5 protein-coding genes are annotated in these 4,473 nt (G+C 54.6%); 4 read left to right on the top strand and 1 reads right to left on the bottom strand.

Annotation, left to right across the window (positions count from 1 at the left end; all coding sequences use genetic code 11):
* Nucleotides 1-93 precede the first annotated feature (93 nt).
* The 4 genes from pstB to RUMCAL_RS11500 all read left to right on the top strand — a co-directional run bounded on the left by pstB (nucleotide 94) and on the right by RUMCAL_RS11500 (nucleotide 4,309).
* On the top strand, nucleotides 94-843 hold the full coding sequence (pstB, locus tag RUMCAL_RS11515) for a phosphate ABC transporter ATP-binding protein PstB (RefSeq protein ID WP_021683072.1): 750 nt from the start codon (nucleotides 94-96) through the stop codon (nucleotides 841-843).
* Entirely contained in the window at nucleotides 843-1,490 is a 648-nt protein-coding gene (gene phoU, locus RUMCAL_RS11510; RefSeq protein ID WP_021683071.1) for a phosphate signaling complex protein PhoU, read from the top strand. Before pstB ends, phoU begins: the two co-directional genes overlap by 1 nt.
* A 474-nt stretch (nucleotides 1,491-1,964) precedes the next feature.
* Nucleotides 1,965-2,645 carry a winged helix-turn-helix domain-containing protein gene (locus RUMCAL_RS11505; RefSeq protein WP_021683070.1) on the top strand — a complete coding sequence of 227 codons (681 nt, stop codon included), beginning with the start codon at nucleotides 1,965-1,967 and terminating at the stop codon, nucleotides 2,643-2,645.
* Nucleotides 2,642-4,309, top strand: coding sequence for a sensor histidine kinase (locus RUMCAL_RS11500; RefSeq protein ID WP_021683069.1), 1,668 nt, complete (start codon nucleotides 2,642-2,644; stop codon nucleotides 4,307-4,309). Before RUMCAL_RS11505 ends, RUMCAL_RS11500 begins: the two co-directional genes overlap by 4 nt.
* Here RUMCAL_RS11500 and RUMCAL_RS16315 read toward each other — a convergent pair.
* A partial coding sequence (locus RUMCAL_RS16315) for a hypothetical protein (protein ID WP_207636459.1) occupies nucleotides 4,284-4,473 on the bottom strand: 190 nt, incomplete at its 5' end. The genes RUMCAL_RS11500 and RUMCAL_RS16315 overlap by 26 nt on opposite strands.

The following is a 4,473-nucleotide window of genomic DNA, read 5'->3' as shown; positions in this document are numbered from 1 at the left end:
TGCGGCTGCCAGCTCCCTTTTCAAGGGAGCCTGATGAAAGAGGATACCTGAAAGACCACCGCCCACCCACATCTTATGAGGAGAAAAACAACTATGGCAAAATTTGCGATTCACAACATGGACTTGTACTACAACACGTTCCATGCCCTGAAAAATATCAATCTGGAATTGCCGGAACATGAGGTCAGTGCCTTTATCGGCCCCTCCGGCTGCGGCAAGTCTACGCTGCTGAAATCCCTGAACCGGATGAACGATCTGGTGGAGGGCTGCAAGATCACTGGTGACATTCGTCTGGACGGCGAGGACATCTACGGCGATATGGACGTGAACCTGCTGCGGAAGCGGGTGGGTATGGTGTTCCAGAAAGCGAACCCGTTCCCCATGAGCATCTACGACAACATCGCCTATGGCCCCCGTACCCACGGCATTCATTCCAAGGCGAAGCTGGACGAGATTGTGGAAAATTCCCTGCGGAGTGCGGCGATCTGGGACGAGGTCAAAGACCGTCTGAACAAGAGTGCACTGGGCATGTCCGGCGGACAGCAGCAGCGGCTCTGTATCGCACGGGCACTGGCAGTACAGCCGGAAGTGCTCCTCATGGACGAACCCACCAGTGCACTGGATCCGATCTCCACTTCCAAGGTGGAAGATCTGGTGCTGTCACTGAAAAAGGACTATACCATTATTATTGTAACCCACAACATGCAGCAGGCAACCCGTGTGTCTGACCGCACCGCGTTCTTTCTGCTGGGAGAAGTGGTGGAATATGCCGAAACAGAACAGCTGTTTTCCAAGCCGCAGGATCAGCGGACAGAGGACTATATTTCAGGGAGGTTCGGATAATGAGAGAACACTACGAAGCACAGCTGACAACGCTGAATACCGAAATGATTCAAATGGGAGCACTCTGCGAAGATGCCATTTCCGGTGCCATTCAGGCACTGCTGGAGGACGACAAGCACCTTGCCGAAAAAGTCGGCAGCATTGAAATGGAGATCGACCAGCACGAACGGGATATTGAACGGCTCTGTATGCGGCTTTTGCTGATGCAGCAGCCGGTGGCGACCGACCTGCGTGTGGTTTCTTCTGCCCTGAAAATGATTTCTGATCTGGAACGTATCGGCGATCAGGCGTTTGATATTTCGGACATTACCAAGCACGTTTCTTTTCAAAAGTATGAGAGCAAGGTACACATCAAGGAAATGGCAAATGCTGTCATTCACATGGTAACCGACAGCGTGGATTCCTATGTGAAAAAAGATGCGGCACTGGCGAAAAAGGTGGCTGCCGCAGACGATCAGGTGGACGATCTGTTCCTGAAAGTCCGTTCGGAACTGGTGGAACTGGTGCGTTCGAACCAGGACATGGCAGAGGGTGCACTGGATTTGATGATGATCGCCAAGTATCTGGAACGCATCGGCGACCATGCTGTCAACGTGGCGGAATGGGTGATTTATGCCATTACCGGCGACCATATGAAGCTGGCGTGAGGGGAGTTGCCCTTGAAAGGTGGAGGGGTTCTCGTGGAATCTTTTGCTTGGTGTGTGAGGTGTCACGGAAGTACCCCTCAGTCAAGCCTGCGGCTTGCCAGCTCCCCTAAAGGGGAGCCTGAATGTAAACAGCCTCCCCTGAAAGGGGAGGGGGACCAGCGAAGCTGGTGGAGGGGTTCTGTGAAATCTTTTGCTTAATGTGTAAGGTATTACGGAAGAAATCCCTCCGGCACTTCGTGCCACCTCCCTTTTCAAGGGAGGCTGATAAAAACGGAATCCTATTTTAACTGGGGAAACCCCGAAAATTTCCTTGACGAATGACGGGGAATATGGTACGATATAGACGGTAAAACGTCAGGAGGGAGCATCTTTTTGGACGTTCCCTCTTTTTGTTGAAATGACAGATGCAGAGCCGGCGGAACGGCTGCACAGGCAGCACTGCTGGTACACTCTGCGGGAAGAAAGGGCAGTCATATGATTTATTTAGTAGAAGACGACGACAGCATTCGGGAATTGGTGATCTATACCCTGCGGAGCACCGGCATGGACGCAAAGGGGTTCGGGCTGCCCTCGGAGTTCTGGCATGCCATGGAAGAACAACTGCCGGAACTGGTGCTGCTGGATATTATGCTGCCGGAAGAAGACGGTCTGGAGATCCTCCGGAAAATCCGCGGCAGGCGGGAAATCAAAAATCTGCCGGTCATTATGCTGACTGCCAAGGGGACGGAGTACGATCAGGTAGTGGGACTGGACAACGGGGCAGACGACTATGTGGCAAAGCCTTTCGGCATGATGGCACTGGTGGCACGGATTAAGGCAGTGCTCCGCCGGACAGCGGAAAAGTCCGCAGAGGGCAAGGTGCTCCAGCTGGGCGAACTGCGGGTGGATCCGGTTCGCCACGTGGTACAGGCGGCAGGGGAGCCGGTGAACCTGACCCTGAAAGAATTCGAACTGCTTTGCCTGCTGCTGGACAATCCGGGTGTCGTCTTTACCCGCGACCAGCTGCTGAACCAGATCTGGGGCTATTCGTTCGACGGCGAAAGCCGTACCGTTGATGTGCACGTGCGGCACCTGCGGCAGAAACTGGGGGACTGCGGGAAGTATATTGAAACTGTCCGCGGCATCGGCTACCGTTCGGGAGATGGAAACGCATGACCAGGAAAATTTTTCAATCCATTATCGCCGTCGTGATCTCTGTGCTGCTGCTAAGTCTGGCACTGATTACCGGCGTGCTGTATAACCACTTCGAAACCACTATGCTGGATCAGCTGCGGACGACGGCACAGTTTGCGGAACAGGGCGTGGAACAGGAGGGCATGGCGTATTTCGACAGCCTTCACGCCCAGAACTGCCGCGTGACATGGATCGCCGCAGACGGCACGGTGAAATACGACAACCGCAGCAACCCGAAAACCATGGAAAACCATGCCGACCGGCAGGAGGTGCGGGAGGCAATGGAGAACGATTCCGGCACCAGTGTCCGGCGTTCATCCACCCTGTCGGAACACACCATGTACTACGCCAAGCGGCTGAGTGACGGCACGGTTCTGCGGCTCTCTATGTCCCAGCGTTCCGTGCTGTTCCTCATGGGCGGCATGCTTTCGCCGCTGGTGTTTATCTTTCTGGCAGCCTGTCTGCTGGCGGGCGTGCTGTCCTATCGGGTGTCCAAAAAAATCGTGAAGCCCCTGAGCGAGATCGATCTGAAGCATCCGGAACAGGTGGAAACCTATGACGAACTCTCCCCGTTTTTGCAGCGAATTGCCGCCCAGAATCGGGAGATCGATGCCCGCATGGCGGAGATCCGCAAGCAACAGCAGGAGTTCTCCATGATTACCGAGAACATGAGCGAGGGCTTGTTCGTGGTAGACCGGAACTATCAGATTTTATCCTATAATAAAAGTGCCATGCAGATCTTCGGCATGGATCCCAGACAGGAACATGAAAATCTGCTGGCAGTGAACCGGAGCGAGGGCTTCCGCAACGCGGTGGACAGTGCCCTGAAAGGTCGCCACACACAGGAAAATCTGGAGCTGAACGGCAGAGTGTACCAGATCATCGCCAACGCCGTCTGCCAGCCTGATTTTGCGGAAGATATGGTGGGAGCTGTGATTCTGGTGCTGGACGTGACGGAGAAAGAGGCACAGGAACAGTACCGGCGGGAGTTCACGGCGAATGTTTCCCACGAACTGAAAACGCCGCTGACTTCCATTTCCGGCATTGCGGAGATCATTCGTAACGGCATTGTCAAGCCGGAGGATATTCCCCATTTTGCAGGGAAAATTTACGACGAATCCCAGCGTCTGATCACCCTGATCGGGGACATTATCAAGCTGTCCCGTCTGGACGAAAATCAGGTGCCTATGGAACGGGAAACAGTGGACATGCTGGAAATGGCACGGGACGTGGTGCAGCAGCTTTCCTCCGTTGCCCGCAAAAACGGTGTCACGCTGGTGGCAAACGGCACCCACGGGCAGGTGCAGGGCGTGCGGCAGGTGCTGGGGGAAATGGTGTATAACCTCTGCGAAAATGCCGTGAAGTACAACCGTGCCGGCGGGCGTGTCTGGGTGGACGTGCAGCAGGTGGCAGACCATGTGGTGCTGCGGGTCAAGGATACCGGTATCGGGATTCCGGCGGCGGAGCAGGGACGCATTTTTGAACGGTTTTATCGGGTGGACAAGAGCCACTCCAAAGCGGTGGGCGGCACCGGACTGGGACTGTCTATCGTCAAGCACGGGGCAGCTCTTCACCATGCCACGATTTCCGTCAGCAGCGAACCGGAGCAGGGCACGGAGATCACACTGACATTTCCGGCGGCGTGATGCGGCGGGGAATGCATGGGAAATCCACATGATTTTGGAAAAGAAAAAGAGAGCAGACCGTGAGGCGTGCTCTCTTTTTTGATATGTGTTGTTGGGGTGATGCTTTCTTGGCGATTTGCAGACGAATGAGCGTTTGACATTTTTCGCGTAGTGTGATATAATAA

It is taken from the genome of Ruminococcus callidus ATCC 27760, from assembly GCF_000468015.1.
Lineage (GTDB): Bacteria > Bacillota > Clostridia > Oscillospirales > Ruminococcaceae > Ruminococcus_C > Ruminococcus_C callidus.
Note: the sequence above shows the minus strand (reverse complement) of the source record. Positions and strands in the feature narration are given on the sequence as shown.

Excerpts from the sequence above, each read along its gene's own strand:
- pstB (WP_021683072.1), top strand. The coding sequence starts at position 94 with ATGGCAAAATTTGCGATTCACAACATGGACTTGTACTACAACACGTTC.
- phoU (WP_021683071.1), top strand. The coding sequence starts at position 843 with ATGAGAGAACACTACGAAGCACAGCTGACAACGCTGAATACCGAAATG.
- RUMCAL_RS11505 (WP_021683070.1), top strand. The coding sequence starts at position 1,965 with ATGATTTATTTAGTAGAAGACGACGACAGCATTCGGGAATTGGTGATC.
- RUMCAL_RS11500 (WP_021683069.1), top strand. The coding sequence starts at position 2,642 with ATGACCAGGAAAATTTTTCAATCCATTATCGCCGTCGTGATCTCTGTG.